Source organism: Bacteroides sp. AM07-18, assembly GCF_003602695.1.
In the GTDB taxonomy this organism is placed as follows: Bacteria; Bacteroidota; Bacteroidia; order Bacteroidales; family Bacteroidaceae; genus Bacteroides; species Bacteroides uniformis.
In genome coordinates this window covers 1-19579 of record NZ_QTLM01000003.1, presented here as the reverse complement: position 1 = coordinate 19579, position 19579 = coordinate 1, and the positions used below count along the sequence as shown (strand labels likewise).

General features: G+C 45.3%; 17 protein-coding genes and 2 other RNA genes. 7 read left to right on the top strand and 12 right to left on the bottom strand.

Annotated features, from left to right (window positions below; all coding sequences use genetic code 11):
• The first annotated feature begins 222 nt into the window (after positions 1 to 222).
• From DW096_RS05925 to DW096_RS05905, 4 genes are all read left to right on the top strand, one after another.
• Positions 223 to 1626, top strand: a complete 1404-nt coding sequence (locus DW096_RS05925; RefSeq protein WP_005654510.1) for a hypothetical protein — start codon at positions 223 to 225, stop codon at positions 1624 to 1626.
• A 314-nt stretch (positions 1627 to 1940) separates the two neighbouring features.
• The gene (locus DW096_RS05915; RefSeq protein ID WP_005654503.1) at positions 1941 to 2264 is read left to right on the top strand and encodes a hypothetical protein; all 324 of its coding nucleotides are present in this window, start codon (positions 1941 to 1943) and stop codon (positions 2262 to 2264) included.
• Between the two features lie 23 nt (positions 2265 to 2287).
• Positions 2288 to 3094, top strand: a complete 807-nt coding sequence (locus tag DW096_RS05910) for a hypothetical protein (RefSeq protein WP_005654501.1) — start codon at positions 2288 to 2290, stop codon at positions 3092 to 3094.
• A gap of 18 nt (positions 3095 to 3112) precedes the next feature.
• On the top strand, positions 3113 to 3745 hold the full coding sequence (locus tag DW096_RS05905) for a hypothetical protein (RefSeq protein ID WP_005654499.1): 633 nt from the start codon (positions 3113 to 3115) through the stop codon (positions 3743 to 3745).
• A gap of 172 nt (positions 3746 to 3917) precedes the next feature.
• On the opposite strand, the gene DW096_RS05900 is transcribed toward DW096_RS05905, so the two are convergent.
• The 4 genes from DW096_RS05900 to ssrA (DW096_RS05885) all read right to left on the bottom strand — a co-directional run bounded on the left by DW096_RS05900 (position 3918) and on the right by ssrA (DW096_RS05885) (position 6453).
• Positions 3918 to 4376 (bottom strand): hypothetical protein, encoded by a 459-nt coding sequence (locus DW096_RS05900; protein WP_005654497.1) that lies wholly within the window; start codon positions 4374 to 4376, stop codon positions 3918 to 3920.
• 10 nt (positions 4377 to 4386) lie between these two features.
• A complete protein-coding gene (locus DW096_RS05895; RefSeq protein WP_005654492.1) occupies positions 4387 to 5175 on the bottom strand; it encodes a hypothetical protein in 789 nt (262 codons plus the stop codon).
• A gap of 271 nt (positions 5176 to 5446) precedes the next feature.
• Positions 5447 to 5844, bottom strand: a transfer-messenger RNA (tmRNA) gene (gene ssrA, locus DW096_RS05890).
• 210 nt (positions 5845 to 6054) lie between these two features.
• Positions 6055 to 6453, bottom strand: a transfer-messenger RNA (tmRNA) gene (gene ssrA / locus DW096_RS05885).
• An 816-nt stretch (positions 6454 to 7269) separates the two neighbouring features.
• Here ssrA (DW096_RS05885) and DW096_RS05880 point away from each other — a divergent pair.
• The 3 genes from DW096_RS05880 (at position 7270) to DW096_RS05870 (ending at position 12447) form a co-directional block, all read left to right on the top strand.
• A complete protein-coding gene (locus DW096_RS05880; protein WP_120028702.1) occupies positions 7270 to 10098 on the top strand; it encodes a glycoside hydrolase family 3 N-terminal domain-containing protein in 2829 nt (942 codons plus the stop codon).
• Between the two features lie 101 nt (positions 10099 to 10199).
• Positions 10200 to 11327 carry a lactonase family protein gene (locus tag DW096_RS05875; RefSeq protein ID WP_016272885.1) on the top strand — a complete coding sequence of 376 codons (1128 nt, stop codon included), beginning with the start codon at positions 10200 to 10202 and terminating at the stop codon, positions 11325 to 11327.
• A 70-nt stretch (positions 11328 to 11397) separates the two neighbouring features.
• A complete protein-coding gene (locus DW096_RS05870; protein ID WP_034529662.1) occupies positions 11398 to 12447 on the top strand; it encodes a DUF4831 family protein in 1050 nt (349 codons plus the stop codon).
• Positions 12448 to 12454: 7 nt separating this feature from the next.
• On the opposite strand, the gene DW096_RS05865 is transcribed toward DW096_RS05870, so the two are convergent.
• The 8 genes from DW096_RS05865 to DW096_RS05830 all read right to left on the bottom strand — a co-directional run bounded on the left by DW096_RS05865 (position 12455) and on the right by DW096_RS05830 (position 19466).
• A complete protein-coding gene (locus DW096_RS05865) occupies positions 12455 to 12808 on the bottom strand; it encodes a PqqD family protein (protein WP_005831929.1) in 354 nt (117 codons plus the stop codon).
• 19 nt (positions 12809 to 12827) lie between these two features.
• The gene (locus DW096_RS05860) at positions 12828 to 14219 is read right to left on the bottom strand and encodes an MFS transporter (RefSeq protein WP_117878395.1); all 1392 of its coding nucleotides are present in this window, start codon (positions 14217 to 14219) and stop codon (positions 12828 to 12830) included.
• Between the two features lie 153 nt (positions 14220 to 14372).
• Positions 14373 to 14762 carry a preprotein translocase subunit SecG gene (gene secG / locus DW096_RS05855; protein ID WP_009038088.1) on the bottom strand — a complete coding sequence of 130 codons (390 nt, stop codon included), beginning with the start codon at positions 14760 to 14762 and terminating at the stop codon, positions 14373 to 14375.
• Between the two features lie 4 nt (positions 14763 to 14766).
• On the bottom strand, positions 14767 to 15540 hold the full coding sequence (locus DW096_RS05850; protein WP_005831938.1) for a hypothetical protein: 774 nt from the start codon (positions 15538 to 15540) through the stop codon (positions 14767 to 14769).
• Positions 15541 to 15544: 4 nt separating this feature from the next.
• On the bottom strand, positions 15545 to 16069 hold the full coding sequence (locus DW096_RS05845) for an LptE family protein (protein WP_120028703.1): 525 nt from the start codon (positions 16067 to 16069) through the stop codon (positions 15545 to 15547).
• Positions 16056 to 17306 carry a sigma-54-dependent Fis family transcriptional regulator gene (locus DW096_RS05840; RefSeq protein WP_120028704.1) on the bottom strand — a complete coding sequence of 417 codons (1251 nt, stop codon included), beginning with the start codon at positions 17304 to 17306 and terminating at the stop codon, positions 16056 to 16058. Before DW096_RS05840 ends, DW096_RS05845 begins: the two co-directional genes overlap by 14 nt.
• 1 nt (position 17307) lies before the next feature.
• Positions 17308 to 18405 (bottom strand): 4-hydroxythreonine-4-phosphate dehydrogenase PdxA, encoded by a 1098-nt coding sequence (pdxA, locus tag DW096_RS05835; protein ID WP_005831943.1) that lies wholly within the window; start codon positions 18403 to 18405, stop codon positions 17308 to 17310.
• Between the two features lie 5 nt (positions 18406 to 18410).
• Positions 18411 to 19466 (bottom strand): DUF4837 family protein, encoded by a 1056-nt coding sequence (locus DW096_RS05830; protein WP_118930897.1) that lies wholly within the window; start codon positions 19464 to 19466, stop codon positions 18411 to 18413.
• Positions 19467 to 19579: the final 113 nt, after the last annotated feature.

Genomic DNA, 19579 nt, shown 5'->3' with positions numbered 1-19579 from the left:
TTCCGGTTATAGCCCACTATAACTACACGCTCCGCTTTCGTAGTTGTGGGCTCTCCCGAGGGGATTAGGGCTTTGCCCTAATGACCCACTCAGGGCGTTTCACCCCTGAGAACCCCGAGCAAAGAGTGACCCTCTCTTTGCAATCTCCGCTTATGGGTTACCCCTAAGAACCCCTCTACGAAAGCGAGCAGAATAATCAATTGCAAACAAAAAAAAGAAGCTATGGCAACAAAATCAAGCATACATATCAAGCCTTGCAACATCGCATCGAGCGAGGCGCACAACCGAAGGACTGCCGAGTATATGCGTAATATCGGGGAGTCCAGAATCTATGTCGTTCCCGAACTTTCCACCGATAACGAACAGTGGATAAATCCCGACTTCGGCACTCCCGAACTGCGGACGCACTATGACAATATCAAGCGGATGGTCAAGGAAAAGACCGGACGTGCCATGCAGGAAAAGGAAAGGGAACGCAAGGGAAAGAATGGAAAGATTATCAAGGTGGCGGGATGTTCACCCATCCGTGAAGGAGTATTGCTTATCAGACCGGACACCACACTGGCTGATGTACGCAAATTCGGTGAAGAGTGTCAAAGACGCTGGGGCATCACTCCGCTACAGATTTTCCTGCACAAAGACGAAGGGCATTGGCTGAACGGTCAGCCGGAAGCGGAAGACAAAGAGTGCTTCCAAGTCGGTAACAGATGGTTCAAGCCGAACTATCATGCCCATATCGTTTTCGACTGGATGAACCACGAAACCGGGAAGAGCCGAAAGCTCAATGACGAGGATATGGCAACTATGCAGACCCTTGCTTCCGATATTCTCCTGATGGAACGTGGGCAGGCAAAAGCTGTTACAGGTAAAGAGCATTTGGAACGGAACGATTTTATCATTGAGAAACAGAAAGCCGAACTGCAACGTATAGAGGAAACCAAGCGACACAAGGAGCAACAGGTAAGCCTCGCCGAGCAGGAACTCAAACAGGTAAAAGCAGAGATACGTACGGACAAACTCAAAAGTGCAGCTACCGATGTAGCCACAGCCATAACCAGCAGTGTAGGTTCTCTTTTCGGAAGCGGTAAATTAAAAGATTTGGAACAATCTAACGAGAATTTACGTCATGAAATTGCCAAACGTGACAAGAGCATTGATGAATTAAAAGCCAAGATGCAGCAAATGCAGGAACAGCACGGCAAACAGATTCGTAATATACAGGGAATACATAATCAAGAGCTTGAAGCTAAAGACAAGGAAATATCACGATTGAATACCATTCTCGAAAAAGCATTATGCTGGTTCCCATTGCTCAAAGAAATGCTGAGAATGGAAAAATTATGCTATGTCACTGGTTTTACCAAGGGGATGGTTGATTCTCTTTTATACAAAAGGGAAGCTCTCAGATGTAGTGGAAAAATCTATTCCGAAGAATATAGACAGAGATTTGAAACAAAAAATGTAATTTTCAAAATTGAACGAAGCCCGATCAATAAGAATAAATTGATGCTGACTATAAACCAACAGCCAATCAGCGAATGGTTCAAGGAACAATGGGAGAAGTTACAGCAGCATCTGCGTAACTCAGTGCAGAAAGAACAAAAATCCAAAGGATTCAGAATGTAATCTGATAGTATTTGATTGGATTTCAATAAAATTGACTATCTTTGCAAGCGGATGGAGGTAACTCTGTCCAGACATATTAGAATTTTGAAGAAGCGTTATGCTTATCTTGTAAGTTAGAAACCTGAGAAACTTCGAACGTAGTACAAGGATAGCATAGTGGTTCTCACGCTATAGCGTGGGCTGCTATCACCATATCTGTACTACAAGGTTTTCTCAGGACCTCTAACTTAGGACGTGGGCATTTGCAGTTCCACGCTTCGTGGTTTAAACTAAAGGGTACTCAAGGAAGCTGCAAGACCCAATTCTCTTTTATTATGGAAATTATTTTTATTGGAATTGCCGTTATCTTAGGAATTTGGCTTCTATTTCATGCGGCTATATATTTATGGGTTTTATTCGAGGAATATGTTCTTCCTATACTCATATTTTGTGGAGTTGGCTCATTTTTCTTTTGGTTGATATTTTGGATATTTGGCATAAAAGAAATCTTTGGCATTTCTACCATGATTATAGGTGCTGTTATCGGTTTTATTCTATGGATATGGATAACTTTTTTTGGCGACAATGGGGGACATAGCGATTATGAACATGAAGATATGGATCATGACATGCCGATTCATGTAAAAATAGACAATTAATAACCCAATAAAAAAGAGTAAATATGAAAAAGTTTTGCTATTCGATTATCGGCTTATTTGTAATAGTTTTAGTAAGCAGTTGTAGTAATGGAAGTAAAGTGTTACAATCGCCTGAAGATGCCGTACGCGAAAGGTATGGGCTGCCGTGGCAAACAGAAGAAGAATATGAAGCCGCTTGCAAGTCTAACAGAAAGTTCCAAGGGCTTACACCCTTTACAGAGCTTCAAGAATGGTCGAAATATTATTATGAAGAAGATGCCGTATTCGAAGAAAAAGTCAAACAGTACGACATGATAAACAATACGCTTCAAAAACTGGCATTCGGGGTGATGTATAACAAGGGCAATGATGAAAACGCAATGAAAAAACTACTCATAGAATCAGGCTATGGCGATAATGAAGAACAATGCAAAGCCCTTATCGAAGGATTGAAAAAAGACGGATTCCTAATGAAAGAGCTGAATGAAATGCGCTTAGCGCACAGAAAGCGTATCATGGCAGAGATAACCCCTCTGTGCGAGTCTCTAAATGATGAAGGGATTGCGTTTCAGGCAGAAAACAGAGAAGGGATAGAAAACAATGTCATCAAAGAAGCGTATGTTACTGCGAAACCAAAGGACTATGAAATACAACCGGGACAATGTCCCTTTAATTTCTATATCAAGGCATCAATGCTGAAAGACGTCTATGTGAGTAGTTGTTCGATATATAATAAGACATTTCTAATGCATGAAGACGGAGAAGATTTTATATCGGGCATAATAGGCTTTGAAGACTTGAGATTGTTTCCATTTATCACAGGAAAGTTAGTTACATTTAGGTATTTCTAATATTAAAACCAAGAAACAATGAATATTAAGACATTTACTATTATCGCTATAGCATCATTTGCCGTTTTGTCAGTTACCGCATGCGGTGGGAAACAAAAAGCATCAATCGAAACCGAACAAACAGAAGAAACTTCAAAGACAGAAGTTATAGTGAGTGACAATAAACTTTTTATTAACTCTGATTTGTATAACATGTCGGAAGAAAAAGTGATATTCAATGCGCACGGCAGACTAGATCCTGACAACCCATCCTTTGGTACAGACCACATAGACCATTATCGCACTTTATTCGTTAAAGAAAATGGCGGATTGACCGTTGGCTATGTAGTTAAGACAACGAGAGGAATCACCCTGCAAACCGGGAAGACTTTCTATTTTTACAATGACTTATGTTTGAAGGAAAGAACAAGGGATCTTTACAATATTGTTGGGATGGTGAAAAACAATGGAGTCTTGATACCAATGAAAATCACAATTGACGGAGAGGACAACCGCATCATGCTGGAATGTAAAGGAGATGAGACGCTTACATTCGTTCCGCTTCGTGGTGATGATTCCGAAATTGAATATACGGTTCAAGCACTAAAAGATTATTGCTACAAGAACAAACTTACTATCCATGCTGTACCTTATCTGGAATTTACAAATTAAACAACCCTAATATAGCGAAATTCACTCTTTTAGTGAAATTGGGTAGTATAATTCCACAATGGTAAAAACAAAAGAGTCGTATCATTACTCATAAACGAGCTTGATACGACTCTTCTATTTAATTAGGTAACTACAATTCAAGAAGGTTGTTCTATTGGTTTATCAAAAATAACTAATTCGTCAAATAGAAGACATAATCATAAATAGCCCAATCTTTATATTTATAAATACCTTCTATCGGGAACTGTAATTTGCATTTCTTTTGGGCAGTTGAAAGTATAAGAGAAACATCGTCATCCGTAACTGTTAAGCCTTCAGGAAAAGCTAATGTAATATCAGTTATACAGCCATTTAAATCCGAATACAAAAAAATATTCATCCAACCTTTTACACCTTGAGACTTATATTTATTACAAATTTCATCTAAAAAAACTGATCCTTGCAAAATTACCGGAGGTGCATATAAACTTTCTTCTGCAAATGAGAAATTTCGGATAGACTCAGCTTTTTTCTCACTTGTATTTGTAGATACATACACATTGTTACCGATACTTTTTCTTTCAAATATTGACTGCGCAACAGTATATTGAAATGCAAGAAAAGCAAATAAAAAAAACAATATCTTTTTCATAACAGTAAATTTAATAAAGTTTGAGTAATGAATTAATGCATGATGTACCATAGTCGTAATTGCCAAACTTATATCCTTTTCCACTATATCCTCTACTATATTCTCCAAAAATATTGCTCCACTTTACGAATTCATTAATATCTATAGATGTAGGCTTCCCATTTGCACATATAGAAGCAACATACGTTTGAAATTCTCTTTCATATTGAGGTATTAAAGAAGGGTCAGTCAAGCCCGAAGTCCATAACGATTGATATGAAGGGTCACCATCTTCACCTTTAAAAGTCCAAGAATACCCAGCATGAATATATCTAATAATACCTTGATAAAAGGCTAATTCAAATTCCATCATACCTGTATCTCTTTTTTCCTTATCAGTATCTACTTTTTTACCCTGAACATCTCTTTGATACATGTGAATAAACTCATGTTCCATGCTGCTGGCTAAGATACCATAAGGAGGAAAAGCTAAACTTCCTTTTCTAAAATATGCCGACGCATATGTGTCATCCAAAAAGATAGTTCCAGCATAAGAAGTCTTATTGCGTACTGCTTCATCTATATTTCTATAGCAATTTATACTGGTCATTTTTGCATAAGCATCATTAACTTCTTTAATTTCAGCAGAAGTTAATGTCGGAGCTCCTCCTGTAAATAACGATGCCAAATTAGCGTTTAAGGCAGTTGAAACTGAACGGGTGCTTGGTTCAACATTACCTATAAATTCATCAACCTCATTAGTACAAGAAGACCAACATAGCCCAACGCATGTAAGTAAATACAAAATTTTCTTTTCCATAAGAGATCTGATTTTTAAGGTTATTACAAAACAGGAAGACTGTCACTATTTATAAGCAACTAATCATCCATGTTAATATATTTTTAAATAACAATTTTAGAAAAACAACTTAAATCGCTTACAGAAAGGATTAGATTATTTAATACTTTAAAATTTCAAAGGGGATGGAATGGAGTAACAAAATCGGGGTATTCACAAAAACTCAAGGTACAAAACAACAAGCAATACAGAAAACACCATTAGTTTTCATGATATACTTACCGCTCATCAAAAGTGGACCTGGGGAGAATCGAACTCCCGTCCAAACGAGGAAACCATATGCTTTCTACATGCTTATCTTTGCCTTCGGTTTTCGAGCATAAGCAAGACCAAAGCCACCAACCTATGCCTTATCTCCTAATATTTCGTAAGAGCTATGGAGAAGAACTCAAACTATCCCCGATTTTGCTGTGCCGCTTTATCAAACGCTTCGGAGCAAGAGCTTTTGAGCGACATCTCGTTTCCACCACTTTGGCAGAAATAAAGCTAATCTACTATACTTCGATTAAGCAGCGAGAGCATAATTTTCGTTGCCAGATAAAATTTTGATAACTGAGATTTAAGTGGAAATTACCGACCCACTGCATGCTTACATACCATTCCAACTCGCTGTCAATTCCAGTCAAGCCCAAAATGATATTTCAAAGTTACGTATTTATTTGATAAGAACAAACAAAACAGCAAAAAATATAATAGAATACCACAAGGCATCATAATAGTTAAATTATTTAAGACTTGTAGGTAGTGCTTGATATAAAGAATGATAATCAGACTATCACTTTTTATTTTAGGGTGTATTTCGGGGTGTAAATCCTGTAACAATCTGATTATCAATCTTATTTGTGGAGCTGGAGGGAATCGAACCCTCGTCCAAACGAGGAAATCATAAGCTTTCTACATGCTTATCTTTGCCTAAATTTTCGTGCAGCGGCAGAACCAAAGCCATCAACCGTTGCCTTATCCTCTAAATTTTCACCCGCGCCACGAGGCTGACACGAACTATCCCCGATTTGACTGCACCACTTTATCGGAATGCTTCGGAGCAACAGCTTCCGAGTGATGTCACGTCCCAGCACCTGGTGCCGGGATTAAGCTTCAATCTACTATACTTCGATTAAGCAGCGAGAGCGTAACGAGTTTCGCCAGATAAAATTTTGAGGACTGAGATTAAAGTGCAAATCAACGACGCACTGCATGCTTACTTACCATTTCTGCCCGCTGTCAAATCCAGTCAACCCCATGACTTTGTAACGGTCTGAAATTTAAAAGATTGCGTAACTCATTGCTAAGTAGGGAGGGTGAAAAAGGGATAAATGCTACTTTATTTTTCATCCTCTACCGCTTTCTTTGGCCCAAAGATACATATTCTTTTATTAGCAATCACCATATATTTACAAATATTAGCTAATACTGACTTTTCGTGATAAAAACAATAATCTTCCATACATAGAATATGTGCACCCCATTGTCATCAATGTTCAAACAGCTACCAAAGCCAGTATCCGTTGACGGAATTACCCCCTGCAAGAGGGAATATCTATCTTCTGTAATGGATATTTGCACAAAAGAGATGGGAAGTTAACGGAAAAAGTCTCTGAAGTTAACTGAAAAACCGGAAAGAATTAAGGAAGCAATCTATCCCAAACTTTGGTTTTTCCATACCCAACCTTGGGATGTCTAAACCAAGGTTGGGTTTAGACATCCCAAGGTTGAAAAGAAAGTTCTTCCGTACAAGCAACAATTCCGCCAACAGATTCCTATTATATAAATACACCCTCGTTTAACAGATGTAGCCGTAATACTTGTATACACCGCGATTGCATCTACTTTTCAGGTTATTATAGTGTTCTTTCTTTTTAAAAGTGAATGATATGTTTCGTCTAATAATGATTTGAATTCCCCGGTAGCGTCTTGGAGGATATTTTTAGTAAGAGGAAGACCCTTCGGACAATAAAAGCCGATACTTCGGACTATTTTATCCCTTTATTTCACACATTAGCCGTATTTTTGTCAACAAAAGAAACAATAATAACCAAGAGATTTTTAGAACATATCATGAAGAACCTTATTGCCCTAACCCTGCTGCTTGGAGGAAGCACACTGCTCTGCGCACAAAAGCCTGCCAAAACACCGGCAACCTACAAGCCGGTGAAAAGTGAAATGTACCGCAAAGGTTGGATAGACTTCAACAAAAACGGAGTGAAAGACGTGTACGAAGACCCCTCCGCCCCGCTCGAAGCACGCATCGAAAACCTGCTGCAACAGATGACGCTGGACGAAAAGACCTGCCAAATGGTCACCCTCTACGGCTACAAACGCGTACTGAAAGACGACCTCCCCACCCCCGAATGGAAAGAGCTGCTCTGGAAAGACGGTATCGGCGCCATCGACGAACACCTGAACGGCTTCCAGCAATGGGGGCTGCCTCCCTCGGACAATGCCTACGTCTGGCCCGCCTCGCGCCACGCCTGGGCACTGAACGAGGTGCAACGGTTCTTTGTGGAAGATACCCGTCTCGGCATCCCCGTAGACTTTACCAACGAAGGCATACGCGGCGTGGAAAGCTACCGCGCCACCAACTTCCCCACCCAACTGGGACTGGGACATACCTGGAACCGTGAACTGATTCGCCAAGTAGGACTCATCACCGGACGCGAAGCCCGCATGCTGGGCTACACCAACGTCTACGCCCCCATCCTCGACGTAGGACGCGACCAGCGCTGGGGACGCTACGAAGAAGTTTACGGCGAATCTCCCTACCTCGTAGCCGAACTGGGCATCGAAATGGTGCGCGGCTTGCAGCACAACCACCAAGTGGCCGCCACCGGCAAGCACTTTGCCGCTTACAGTAACAACAAAGGCGCCCGCGAAGGCATGGCACGCGTGGACCCGCAAATGTCGCCGCGCGAAGTGGAAAACATACACATCTACCCCTTCAAACGCGTCATCCGGGAAGCTGGCATGCTGGGCGTAATGAGTTCGTACAACGATTACGACGGCATCCCCGTGCAGGGCAGCTACTACTGGCTCACCACCCGCCTGCGTGGCGAAATGGGATTCCGTGGCTACGTCGTATCCGACAGTGACGCCGTAGAATACCTCTACACCAAGCACGGCACCGCCAAAGACATGAAAGAAGCCGTCCGCCAAAGCGTGGAAGCCGGACTGAACGTACGCTGCACCTTCCGCTCGCCCGACTACTTCGTCCTTCCCCTCCGCGAACTGGTGAAGGAAGGCGGACTGAGCGAAGAAGTCATCAACGACCGCGTGCGCGACATCCTTCGGGTAAAGTTCCTCATCGGTCTGTTCGATGCCCCCTACCAGACAGACCTTGCCGATGCCGACCGTGAAGTGGAAAAAGAAGAGAACGAAGCCATTGCCTTGCAGGCATCCCGCGAGTCCGTCGTTCTGCTGAAGAATGCCGATGAGCTGTTGCCCTTAGACATCAACTCCACCAAGAAGATTGCCGTCTGTGGTCCCAATGCCAATGAAGAAGGCTACGCGCTGACCCATTACGGCCCCCTTGCCGTAGAGGTGACCACTGTACTGGAAGGCATTCAAGAAAAGACAAAAGGCAAGGCAGAGGTGCTCTACACCAAAGGCTGCGACCTAGTGGATGCCCACTGGCCCGAAAGTGAAATCATAGACTATCCTCTGACCGACGACGAGCAAGCCGAGATAGACAAAGCCGTAGAAAATGCCCGCCAAGCTGATGTTGCCGTCGTAGTATTGGGCGGCGGACAACGCACCTGCGGCGAAAACAAATCGCGCACCAGCCTCGACCTGCCCGGCCGGCAGTTGCAACTGCTTCAAGCCATACAAGCCACGGGCAAGCCCGTCGTACTGATACTCATCAACGGACGCCCGCTCTCCATCAACTGGGCAGACAAGTTCGTCCCCGCCATCCTCGAAGCCTGGTATCCCGGCTCCAAAGGCGGAACGGCCCTGGCCGACATCCTCTTCGGCGACTACAACCCCGGTGGAAAGCTGACGGTGACCTTCCCCAAGACCGTAGGGCAAATCCCCTTCAACTTCCCCTGCAAACCTTCTTCACAGATAGACGGCGGTAAGAATCCGGGACCTACGGGCAACATGTCACGCATCAACGGAGCACTGTACCCCTTCGGTTACGGCTTGAGCTACACCACCTTCGAGTACTCCGACCTCGACATCACCCCCCGAGTCATCACCCCGAACGAGTCTGCCACCGTCCGCCTGAAGGTGACCAACACCGGCAAATGCGCCGGAGATGAAGTAGTGCAACTCTATATCCGCGACGTACTGAGCAGCATCACCACCTACGAAAAGAACCTTGCAGGTTTCCAGCGCATCCACCTCGAACCGGGCGAAGCCCAGGAGCTGTCCTTCACCATCGACCGCAAGCACCTGGAGCTTCTGGACGCCGACATGAAATGGGTGGTGGAACCCGGCGACTTCGTGCTCATGGCCGGCGCCTCTTCCGAAGACATCCGTTTGAACGGAACGCTGACCGTAGAAGCCTACCAGACCCGTGCCAAAGCCATTGAAGCCCAAAAACCAGCAAAGCGCGTGAGCGCCAGCACCAACCCAGAGGATGTCGAAAACGTGCTCGACGAAAAAATCAATACCGCATGGCAAGGAAATAAGGGAGATTATATTACCTTTGCCTTGAAGAACGGAGCCAAGGTAGATAAAGTTGCCATTGCCTTTACACGTGACAACAACCTGCCGGCAACCTTCGAAATCCAGCTCTCGGGCGGTGGCGGACAGTTCCTCACCGTATATTCGGGCACCGTCAGCGAATACGGCAAACTGATTTCCTATCCGTTCAAAGGCACTACCGCCAGCGACCTCCGCATCGTGCTGAACGATGACCGCGTCAGTATTGCCGAAGTTAAATTTTAATGTGCTAATGTGCCAATATGCTAATGTACCAATGACCATGCAGCATATACAGCGCAGCCAATTAGCACATTAGCATATTGGCACATTAACACATTAAATTAATGAAAACACTTCTTTTCTGTATGCTCGGATTAGGTTTGACAGCATGTGGCTCTTCTCCAAAGGGCACTAACGGTGACCAGGACGAACTCGCCATGCTAATAGGTACTTACACGAATGGCTCAAGCAAGGGTATCTATACCTTCCGCTTTAATCAGGAGACGGGAACAGCCGTTCCGCTCAGTTCAGCGGCATTGCCCAATCCCTCCTACCTCGTCCCCTCGGAAGATGGCGAATTTGTCTATGCCGTCAGTGAAATGAACGACAGCACAGCAGCCCTCAGCTCCCTTGCCTTCGACCGGGAAACGGGAGAACTGCGCCTGCTGAACACCGTTCCCACCTTCGGCGCCGACCCCTGCTACGTGGCCACCAATGGCCGGGAAGTGTTGACAGCCAACTACAGCGGTGGAACCATGTCCGTTTTTCCTTTACAGAAAGACGGCACTTTGGCTCCTGCAGACACGCTCTTTCAAGGCTCTGCCACCGGTCCCGACGCCATACGGCAAGCCACTCCCCACATCCATTGCACGGTCTTTTCACCGGACGGAAAGTATATCTTCGCCACCGACTTCAGTGCCGACCGCATCCTGCGCTTTGTGATGCACCCCGACGACCCTATTCCTCATGCTTCTCTGGAAGCCGTTGACATTGAAGCGGATTCCGGCCCGCGCCATCTGACATTCAGCCCTAACGGGAAGTTTGCCTATCTCATCACCGAACTGTCCGGTAAGGTCATTGCCTTCAGTTACGACGACGGCTGCCTGGAACAGATACAGACTATCACAGCCGACACCGTAGCCGCCCGTGGAAGTGCAGACATCCACCTCAGTCCGGATGGGAAATACCTCTACGCCAGCAACCGTCTGAAAGAAGACGGCATCGCCATCTTTGCCGTGAATCCCGAAAATGGGACCTTGGCAAAGGTAGGTTATCAGCCCACCGGCATCCATCCCCGCAACTTCAACATCACGCCCAACGGTAAATACTTGCTTGCCGCCTGCCGCGACAGCAATGTCATTCAGGTATACAAACGAAACGAAGTTACCGGACTCTTGGAAGATACTCATCAGGACATTGTAGTCGACATGCCGGTTTGCGTACAGTTCGTCAGCTCTGTTAATAATTTATAAAGCAATATTTAGCAAAGATAACTTCATTAACTTTGTCCCTTAGCTAAATCAGTCTAAACGAATGTACATTATGAAGAAGAATATATTGATGCTCTCAGCTCTGTTCTTGTCTACCACTGCCCTGGCGCAAACAGACGTAACCACCGGTGTGATGCGTGGCAAAGACTACGGAGTGACCTATATGTTACCCAAAACAGAAATAGAAATCGTATTGCAAGCCACCAAGCATACCTACACTCCCGGAGAATTTTGCAGATATGCCGACCGCTATCTGCGTCTCAACAACGTGTCTGCCGAACCCGAGGAGTTCTGGACACTGGATAAGATAGAAACCCGCATAGCCGGTGTACCGGATAAGGACAACGTCTATTTCGTGAAGATGAAAGACAAGACCGTAGCACCCCTTATGGAGCTTACCGAAGACGGAATTGTCCGCTCCATCAACATTCCGTTCAGCGGCAAGCCTGCTGCCAAGACGCCCGAAGCCAAAGCCACCGAAAGCAGCATTGACCCACGCAGTTTTCTGACGGAAGAAATACTGATGTCCAACTCCAGTGCCAAGATGGCCGAGCTGGTGGCCAAGGAAATATACAGCATCCGCGAAAGCAAGAATGCCCTCCTGCGCGGCGAAGCAGACAATATGCCCAAGGACGGCGCCCAACTCAAGCTGATGCTTGACAATCTGAACCAGCAGGAAACGGCTATGACGGAAATGTTCTCGGGCAAAATAAAGAAAGAACCCAAGACATTCACCATCCGGCTGACGCCTAAAGAGATGAAAGATGAGGTGGCTTTCCGTTTTTCCCGAAAGCTGGGAGTGGTGGCCAATAATGACCTTGCCGGTGAACCGTATTATATCAGCGTCACCGACCTCAAAAGTCCCGATGTATCTGCCACCGAGGAAGGCAAAAAGAAAGTGGACGGTGTAGCCTATAACCTTCCGGGCAAGGCACAAGTGACATTGATGTATAACAATAAGAAATTGTTTGACGACCAACTTCCCATTACCCAATTCGGCACCGTAGAATACCTCGCACCGGTACTGTTCAACAAGAATTCTACCATCAAAGTGCTGTTTGATACGGCAACGGGAGGATTGATAAAAGTGGATAGGGAATAAAGGAATTCTAATTCCGGATTGTCAACTGGATAAATCCATCCTTACGCAACTGCATTACGTAGGCGGTGACCCGGGGAATATAATTCTCTTCCTCCCCAAAGTGCCTGGCAAGTAGAGAGATGATTTCGCGCACGGTACGATGTCCATCTATCAGATTCCAGACAGCTGTACCGTGTTCTTCCAGCCTCACATGGATGTCAGGAGACATCCCCTTCGGCAATAAAAAACGACGCATCCATTCGTATTTAAACCGTGGGTAGGCGAGTACGGCGCACTCACCTTCCCATTCGGTTGTTATATGTCCACAGCGGACCGGAACAGCGTCCAACAGACTTACTTTTCCTTCGGGTATTTCCATCATACGGTATCCGCTTTTCCTATTATTTCTGAATATTAGGCTCTTCCAGCTTATAACCATACTTCTTGTCTGCCTTCTTCAGCAGTAGAGCCACTATAAGGGACAAGCAGGCAATACTGGTAAAAATGCACATAGGCACCGTATAGTCATACATATTCGTTCCATCTGGTTTCTTGCCGGATATACAATAGGCATCAAGCACCCACCCTATCAATGTAGGAATACCCCAAAGACCGATATTCTGGATAAAGAAAATCAATGCGTATGCCGTACCCAACTGGCTTACCGGGAATATCTTGGCCACAGCCGGCCACATGGCAGAAGGTACCAGCGAGAAAGCGATACCCAAAATTATCATCAGCACAATAGCTACCAGCCAATAGTTTATATCGGGAATAGCATAAATGAAATGCACACATATCAGCATGGCCGAGCCCAGCAGCATGATAGATGCGGACTTGCCCCGCTTGTCAATGAAACCACCAAAGACCGGAGTCAGAATCAGCGCTCCCAATGCCGGAAGTCCGGCAAATGTACCGGCCACATTCTCATTGATACCGTATTTGATAATCATCAACTCGGAAGCAAACTTCTGGAATGGGAATACACAAGAGTAGAACAATACACACAGCAATGCTATCAGCCAGAAACCGGGATTGACCAGAATATTCTTCACATCCTTAAAAGAGAACTTCTCTTCCTCATCTTCCGTACCGGCAGCAATGGCAGCAGCTTCCATCTGTTTGTCCAGCTTCTTGTCCATCACTGCAAAGATGAAGAAAGCAATCATACCGCCCAACAACAGAACCAAACCCAACAACACCGGTGTGGAAATACCGAAAGCACGGGCCAAAGGAATGGCTACGGCATAACCGGCTTGCGAACCGATACGTGCTAAAGCGACTTGTACCCCCATAGCCGTGGCAAGCTCTTTCCCCTTAAACCACTTGGCTATGATTTTGGAAACTGTAATACCGGCGACCTCCGCTCCTACTCCAAAAATGGAATAACCGGCAAAAGCAACAAACACACCCGTTTTATAGCCAAATATTTCATTGATTCCGAATAAAGTCGCGTCGGCACCGGCAAGTCCCGTCATTGCATAGTATTCAAGTGCTGTACCACCTACCATCAGGATAGTTGCCAGCTTTCCGGTGAAACGGATACCAAAGCGGTCGAGGATTAATCCTCCCCAAATCAACATCAGGAAAAAAACATTCAGAAAACTATAACCACCGGTAAAGAATCCGAAATCGGTACTCGACCAAGCCAAGTCCGTTTCCAACATTGTCTTCAACGGTGCTACCACGTCGTTTACATAATAAGCTGCCATCATCGTAAAGGCAACAATCACCAATGCCCCCCAACGGGTAGCCTTGGAATCATTCAATTTAAGTTTGAGTTGTTCTGTCATTGTACTATTTGGATTTCAATTTATTAATCAGATTGCATAAATTGCTGACAAAGGTAAATAAATACTTCATCAAAACGAAAAAAGGCTGACACCTTTTCAGTATCAACCTTTCTCTTATTTTTCCAAGCGGGAGTCATCCGCAATATCCTTATCTTATTCTGCTGCAGGGGCTTCTGCTGCAGGAGCAGGAGCTTCAGCCGGAGTTGTAGCTGCAGGGGCCTCCGATTGCGGAGCTTCTGTACCTACGGGCATGTTATAAGGATTAGTTTTTTCTTCTTGTTGCGCCTGTTCCAGAATCACATCACCGCCCTTGCCTGTGGAAGAAGGAATAGTGTAAGCAGAAACAATACTGAAGACTACCATGACAGCTGCCAGAGTCCAGGTTGCTTTTTCCAAAAAGTCCGTAGTCTTGCGCACACCCATAATTTGGTTGGATGATGAAAAGCCTGATGCCAGACCACCTCCTTTAGAATTTTGAATCAATACAATGAAGCACATCAGCACAGATGCAATCAGCATTAAGATAACTAATAATAAATACATTTTGTTATTTTGATTTAGCGTTAATAATCAATTTCTCCAAAAATCTGATTTGGTCTGCAAAGTAAGCATTTTTTTTTGGATAATTCAAACTTAATTTTTTAATAATTTCAAGCGCCTTGTCATATCGGTGCTGTTTTATATAGATTTTGGCTAAAGTTTCCGTAAAACAGCTATCGTCCAACTCTTCCGTTACCGGCGATACTGAGGGTTCTTCCTCTTCTTCAGTCTCTTCCTCCTTCTCTACAAGAAACTCCCTTCTCGTATCCGAGGCATCCGAAGACTCACTCTTTTGGATAAAGTCATCTATCAATTCATGCCCGCGCAGTTTAGGCACTTCCGACTCATCTTCTGCATCCACACCGGGTTCTTCCTGCATTAAATAGGCCGTATAATCCACCGCATAATCCAGCTCCGTATGCTGTGAATGCTCTTCGGGAACAGTAGCCAGAAATGCGTCAATCAAGGAAAGGGTACGGTCCACACTCGGCTCTTTCTCCAAATCGCCGGAAAACAGCGACGAGACCTTCCGGGATTTCAAAGTATAGCGGTCACCCTCTATAAAGTAAAACAGCACACGACGGTCTGCCACATACAACACAGCCTTGCGCAACTCCGCGCCAAAGTTGATGTCGTGCAGCAGATAGAGGTTTTTCAGATAGAGCAAACGGAGCGACTGGAAATAAGGATAGCGTGCCACCAATGTGCGAAGCTCGTACAAAGTATCCCTATTCAGCGTCTCGGGATGCTGAATCCATTGTTGCAAATGGGTAGGCGTCATGAGTTTACCAGTTAGCTACAGTTGCATTGAAAATCTGTTCGGCAATGTCTTTCACCATCAAGGTTATCAGCTGGTCCTGCACTTCGGTCAGCAATTTTGAGGAATCATAGGTCTGGAAAGCCGAGAACTGCTGTTCAAAGTCCTCCTCATGGTTCGTGTTATTGGTGTAGCGCACGTTGACAGTCAGCGTCACCTTCACCTTCGAAGAGTAGCCGCTGGCATCCACCGATTCATTATATTGATTGTAGCCGGTTATTTCTCCGTCTATTTCCAGGTCTCCTCCGGAATTCACCAGTTGCAGGCGAGTCTGCTGAATGAACATATCCTTCATTTTCTGGTTAAATTCTGTTGCCAGCGGTGCATATACATACTCTGCCCGGTTCTGGAAATCGGCAATGGAAATCGTTTTTACCTTTGTATAGTCGATAGAGCTTATCGGAGCAAGTCCCAACTTCATACTACATGAATTCACCAGAAATAACAAGCTTACCAACAAGGAAGCAAATGCCGCTTTTTTAATCCGATCCATATTCTTTTATCTTTCTGTATAACGTACGCTCAGAGATATTCAAATCCTGAGCCGCACTCTTACGCTTGCCGTGATGTTTTTCAAGCGCCTTACGTATCATTTCTTTCTCCACTTCATCCAGGGAGAGTGACTCCTCCACATATTCTTCCGTATCCTGGAAATCATCGTCCACCGGAGTAACCGGCTTTACCGAAGGATGTATAATGGTGGGGACACTGGATGTTACCGGAGGTACCACCGCCGGAGTAGCCGGCGTATAGTAGGCCGATGTGGCAACCGCCGGATTGGCTACCGTTCCCCTTTCAGCCATAATCTCATGCACCAACTTTTTCAAGTCCGTTACATCCTGGCGCATATCAAACAGAACCTGGTAGAGAATTTCCCGTTCACTCCCAAAGCTCTTGTCCTCCTTCACTCCAAACAAGGCAGGCAGGCGCTGCATATTGTTCTGCTCAGGCAGATAGCCCTTCAGTATGGATGCATTGATTTCACGATTGGTCTCAATGATGGATATCTGCTCGGTGATATTCTTCAACTGGCGCACATTACCCGGCCATGAGTAGCCCAGCAACACTTGCTTGCCGTCTTCCGTCAGCTGAATGGCAGGCATACGGTACTTTTCTGCAAAGTCCGAAGCAAACTTTCGGAACAGCAGCACCACGTCTTCACCGCGTTCGCGCAATGGAGGGACCTGAATAGGAACTGTGTTCAAACGGTAATACAAGTCTTCACGAAAACGTCCGTCAGCAATGGCTTGTGTCAAGTTTACATTGGTAGCGGCAACAATACGCACATCGGTCTTTTCCACCTTAGAAGAACCTACTTTGATGAATTCACCGCTCTCGAGCACACGCAACAAGCGTGCCTGGGTAGGCAAAGGCAATTCGCCGACTTCATCAAGGAAGATTGTTCCGCCGTTGGCCTCACCGAAATACCCCTTCCGTTCGCCGATAGCCCCGGTAAATGCGCCCTTCTCATGACCGAACAGTTCCGAGTCAATCGTCCCTTCGGGAATGGCTCCACAATTCACGGCAATGTACTGTCCATGCTTGCGCCGGCTGTACTGGTGTATTATCTGCGGAAAGCTCTCCTTTCCCACACCACTCTCTCCGGTAATCAGTACAGACAAGTCGGTGGGCGCTACCTGGATAGCGATATCAATGGCACGCATCAGCGCTTCATTGTTGCCGATAATGCCGAAACGTAATTTTACTTGTTGTATTTCCGCTTTTGTCATTCTACAAATCTTCTTCTACACTATCGAGTTTCAGTTTGTCGCTATCGTCACGTTTCTCGTAATATTGCTTGCGCAGCGGATTTGCATGTGCCTCTTTCTCACGCTGGCGGTTACGGAACACATCTATTGCCACATAGATAGCCTGCCGGAATGAATCTTCAGAGGCGATTCCTTTCCCGGCAATATCGTAGGCCGTGCCATGAGCAGGCGAAGTGCGTATCACCGGCAAGCCGGCAGTATAGTTCACGCCCTCGTCCATAGCCAATGCCTTGAACGGTGCCAGCCCCTGGTCGTGATACATGGCCAGGATACCATCAAAATGGGTAAAGTTATCTGAGCCCATAAACCCGTCTGCCGGATAAGGACCATAGCAAAGCATACCCTTAGCAGCCATTTCGTTGATGGCCGGAATGATAATCTCCTGCTCTTCAGTTCCCAGCAATCCGCCGTCTCCTGCATGCGGATTCAGCGAAAGCACTGCAATACGCGGTGCGCTGATAGCAAAATCCTGCTTCAAGGAGCGGTTGAATATCTTCAGTTTTTCTTGTATCAGTTCTTTGGTGATGCTTCCGGCTATCTCTTTAACGGGAATATGTCCGGTCACCAATGCTACCCGGAAGTCATCTTTCATCAGAATCATAAGGGCCTTCTCGCCATCTCCCAATTTTTGCTCTATATACTCCGTATGTCCGGGGAAGGCAAACTCCTCCGACTGGATGGTATGCTTGTTGATGGGAGCTGTGACAATCACGTCTATCATTCCCTCCTTATATTCCTCAATGGCTTTTTCCAGTGCACCAAGTGCAGCTTTACCAGCTTCAACGTCAGGTTTAGAGAACTCAACCTTTACTTCATCATCCGTACAGTTCACTACACTCAAGCGATTGGGAACCGCTTCGGAGGCGGAGTTGACGATACTGAAGTTGGTAGGCAAGTCCAATGATTTACGATGATAAGCTGCCACTTTAGGCGAACCGTAGATAATCGGCGTGCACAATTCCAGCATCACCGGGTCTGCAAACGTCTTTAAAATCACTTCATACCCTACACCATTAATGTCGCCTTGTGTAATGCCGACTCTTATTTTGTTGTCTTCCATTTTTATTACTTATTATTAGTAGTATCTTTTGAGGTTACGCCTACCGGAATTTCCGTACCTTCCTGCTTGCTGCCGGGCAGTTTCAAGGTATAGAGCGAAGCCTCCATCTGACGTACCAGATTACGTTTCATTTTATCAGGTGAATAAATAAATATTTCAGATACGATAATACGCTGATTGGCCTTGTCCAAACGTACATGCGATACGAACGGACCGCCCATGAAGTCACCCTTTATGCGCCACAAGCCGCGGGCCTCCAGTGCATAGTCTCCCTGCACACTGATGGGGCGTACATCGGTCATCAGAGAATCCGTCGACATATACATGCCTTCACGGGCACCAGGGATATTAATCTTCATCACGGAATCGCGTTTATGAACAAAATATTCTTTAGTAAACGTATCCTTATCCGTATAAGGATAAGAGTAGATTACAAAGTTCTGGTCGCCGGTAGCTGCATTCGTACCTGCCCAGAAGAAGTTCTCACCCTCCTTGGTAGATGTCAGTTCGCCCGGCACCCATACATCGCAATCGAACTGGCTTTTCACCTTCGTTGCTATATAGTCGCTATGCTTGTCCTTCAATACTGAAATCTGACGATTCATTTCCGCATGGGTAAAGAAATCGATGATTACCTGCCTATTCTCCTCCACAAATTTCTCGAACGAAGCCTCGTCCGGTGCCTGAATAGTGAGAATAGACTGAGGAGCAGCATATACATTCCTTGCATACTTGAATTTAGGCTGGGTATAGAGGTCCTTGTTCACATCGACAATAATGATATTGCGAATCAGTTTTAAAGTGGCATCATAATTGGAAGGGGCAGTATACATGATTCGGAATGAACGTTCTGACTGGGGAAGCCCCGGAACATCAGAATCAAGCACATCGAAAAGCGCCCTACCGGCAGGACGTTCCCACAAGCCGGGCTCCACCACTACCAGAACTTCATACGCACGACCGCTGGAGGTCGGAGTAAACACACCCTTTTTACCACCACCGCAAGCGGAAAAAAGCGTCAGTACGAGAACCATACTCAAATAAAACAAGTGCTTTCTCATATCTCTATCATTTTAGTTTTTCACAAAGCTACGAAGAATGCGTAATATCCTCCCTACCTAAGTTAATAATTTACCTTAATTCCGCAACACTATTATAAAATATTTTTTTTAAG

Bases quoted from the DNA above. Each gene is read 5' to 3' on its own strand.
- DW096_RS05925 (WP_005654510.1), top strand. From the start codon at position 223: ATGGCAACAAAATCAAGCATACATATCAAGCCTTGCAACATCGCATCG.
- DW096_RS05915 (WP_005654503.1), top strand. From the start codon at position 1,941: ATGGAAATTATTTTTATTGGAATTGCCGTTATCTTAGGAATTTGGCTT.
- DW096_RS05910 (WP_005654501.1), top strand. From the start codon at position 2,288: ATGAAAAAGTTTTGCTATTCGATTATCGGCTTATTTGTAATAGTTTTA.
- DW096_RS05905 (WP_005654499.1), top strand. From the start codon at position 3,113: ATGAATATTAAGACATTTACTATTATCGCTATAGCATCATTTGCCGTT.
- DW096_RS05900 (WP_005654497.1), bottom strand. From the start codon at position 4,376: ATGAAAAAGATATTGTTTTTTTTATTTGCTTTTCTTGCATTTCAATAT.
- DW096_RS05895 (WP_005654492.1), bottom strand. From the start codon at position 5,175: ATGGAAAAGAAAATTTTGTATTTACTTACATGCGTTGGGCTATGTTGG.
- DW096_RS05880 (WP_120028702.1), top strand. From the start codon at position 7,270: ATGAAGAACCTTATTGCCCTAACCCTGCTGCTTGGAGGAAGCACACTG.
- DW096_RS05875 (WP_016272885.1), top strand. From the start codon at position 10,200: ATGAAAACACTTCTTTTCTGTATGCTCGGATTAGGTTTGACAGCATGT.
- DW096_RS05870 (WP_034529662.1), top strand. From the start codon at position 11,398: ATGAAGAAGAATATATTGATGCTCTCAGCTCTGTTCTTGTCTACCACT.
- DW096_RS05865 (WP_005831929.1), bottom strand. From the start codon at position 12,808: ATGATGGAAATACCCGAAGGAAAAGTAAGTCTGTTGGACGCTGTTCCG.
- DW096_RS05860 (WP_117878395.1), bottom strand. From the start codon at position 14,219: ATGACAGAACAACTCAAACTTAAATTGAATGATTCCAAGGCTACCCGT.
- secG (WP_009038088.1), bottom strand. From the start codon at position 14,762: ATGTATTTATTATTAGTTATCTTAATGCTGATTGCATCTGTGCTGATG.
- DW096_RS05850 (WP_005831938.1), bottom strand. From the start codon at position 15,540: ATGACGCCTACCCATTTGCAACAATGGATTCAGCATCCCGAGACGCTG.
- DW096_RS05845 (WP_120028703.1), bottom strand. From the start codon at position 16,069: ATGGATCGGATTAAAAAAGCGGCATTTGCTTCCTTGTTGGTAAGCTTG.
- DW096_RS05840 (WP_120028704.1), bottom strand. From the start codon at position 17,306: ATGACAAAAGCGGAAATACAACAAGTAAAATTACGTTTCGGCATTATC.
- pdxA (WP_005831943.1), bottom strand. From the start codon at position 18,405: ATGGAAGACAACAAAATAAGAGTCGGCATTACACAAGGCGACATTAAT.
- DW096_RS05830 (WP_118930897.1), bottom strand. From the start codon at position 19,466: ATGAGAAAGCACTTGTTTTATTTGAGTATGGTTCTCGTACTGACGCTT.